The following is a 1877-nucleotide window of genomic DNA, read 5'->3' on the forward strand; positions in this document are numbered from 1 at the left end:
GACAGAACAACCGGAGGACAGCCCAGCAGGGCGTCAGTCAGTGGCAGAGCCACGACCACCAGGGACCCGGTTAGAACTATCAGTGTCAGTGGCGTGTGGTTGGGTGATCCACATGCTGGCGATCGGGGTGCAGGAGAACGACGGGACGCGCCACCTCCGGGTGGAGGCGGCCGAGTTGGCGCGGCTGGTGCGGCGGATCGGCGCGAAGGGCGACCGCTTCCTGGTCGCCCAGCGGATACCGGACCTGCCGGACGTCTTCATCCAGGTGTGGCACGCCGAAGGCGGCGAGTACACGCTCGAACACCGCGACGGCTCCGCCGCCCGGCACTTCGAGGTGCGCACCGACGGTCCCGAGGCGGTCATCGCCGCGATGACGGGCTGGGCGCGGCACGAGCCGGGCTGGGGCGACGGCCTGGACTGGCAGCCGCTCGACCTGGGCCCGCAGCCCGAGCCCGCCCCGCCGCTCGACCTGCCCGCCGACGACCTGCGGCAGTTGCACGACCGGCTGCGCCTCACCCTGGCCGGCGGCTACACCACCCGCGCCGAGCTCGCCGAACTCGCCGAGGACCACCTGGCCTCCGGCGACCACCGCCCGCCCTCCCGCGACCAGGCCGAGCAACTGGCCGACCGGCTCTGGCTGGAGCGCGTCGGCGAGCAGACCGGCTGGATCGGCGAGACCGACCCGGAACGCCTCACCCGGGCTTTCGCCGCCCTGGAGGAGGCCGGCATCACCGCCCGGGAGCACTTCAGCTGCTGCGGTTCCTGCGGCGACGCCGAGATCGCCGCCGCCGGGGCGCCGGACGCCCGCGGCTACGTCTACTTCCATACCCAGTCCACCGACTCCGCCGCCGCCGGCCACGGCCTCGCCCTCCGCTACGGCGGCTTCGACGCCTCCCCGCTGACCACCACCGCCATCGGTCACGAGGTGGCCGCCGCGCTCACCGAGGCCGGCCTGCCCGCCCGCTGGAACGCCGACCCCTCCCATGCGATAGAGATCCGCCCGCTCCTCTGGCGCCGCCGCCTGACCGGGTGAGGCTCGCGGCTCCGACGGGGAGACGGGTGGGTCACGGCACCAGGAGGTGGAGGGCGCCGGGGGCGGCGCTCACGTCGACGGGGAGGGCCGCGATGAACTCGCCGTCGGCGTAGGCGGTGATGGCGGGGGAGTCGATCCGCAGGGATGCGGTGCGGTGGGTGGTGACTTCGGGGTGGGTGGTGTGGGTGCCCTTGAAGAGGGTGGGGAAGAAGCGGGCGATGCGCAGCCGGGGCATGGCGGCGACGAGGGTGAGGTCGAGGAGGCCGTCGTCCGGGAGGGCGTCGGGGCAGATGAGCATGCCGCCGCCGTAGCTGCGGGTGTTGCCGACGGCGGCCAGGGTGAGGTCGCGTTCGATGACGGTGCCGTCGGCGAGGGTGATGCGGAAGGGCAGCGGGCGCAGGTTGGCGAACTCGGCGAGGATGGCCAGGTTGTAGCGCATCCGGCCGCGGGGCCAGCGCAGGCGGTTGGCACGGTCGCTGACCAGCGAGTCGAAGCCGGTGGCGAGGACGGAGCCGTACCAGCGGGTGGTGCCGTCGGCGGCGGTGACCAGGCCGAGGTCGACGGTCCTGGTGCGTCCGGCGGCGACGACGTCGGCGGCGGCTTCGGGGGTGGCGAGCGGGAGTCCGTAGGCACGGGCGTGGTCGTTGCCGGTGCCGGCGGGTATCACGCCGAGCGGGACGGCGGTGCCGGCGACGGCCTGGAGCGCGAGGTTGACCATGCCGTCGCCGCCGACGGCCACGACGGCGTCGACGCCCGCCCCCCCCGCCCCCCGGGGGCGGGCGGCCGGCGCCTCGCGGGGGCGGGCCGCCGTCGCGGCGCGCCGGTCGCGCCGGGGGGGGCGCCT

General features: G+C 75.1%; 2 protein-coding genes. One reads left to right on the plus strand and one right to left on the minus strand.

Annotation, left to right across the window (positions count from 1 at the left end; translation table 11 throughout):
• Window positions 1-112: 112 nt before the first annotated feature.
• Window positions 113-1033 (plus strand): DUF6891 domain-containing protein, encoded by a 921-nt coding sequence (locus ACFV6D_RS38810; protein WP_380563448.1) that lies wholly within the window; start codon window positions 113-115, stop codon window positions 1031-1033.
• Window positions 1034-1064: 31 nt separating this feature from the next.
• Here ACFV6D_RS38810 and ACFV6D_RS38815 read toward each other — a convergent pair.
• On the minus strand, window positions 1065-1877 hold an 813-nt coding region (locus tag ACFV6D_RS38815; protein WP_380563446.1), incomplete at its 5' end, for a diacylglycerol kinase.

This window comes from Kitasatospora sp. NPDC059812 (assembly GCF_042732075.1).
Lineage (GTDB): Bacteria > Actinomycetota > Actinomycetes > Streptomycetales > Streptomycetaceae > Kitasatospora.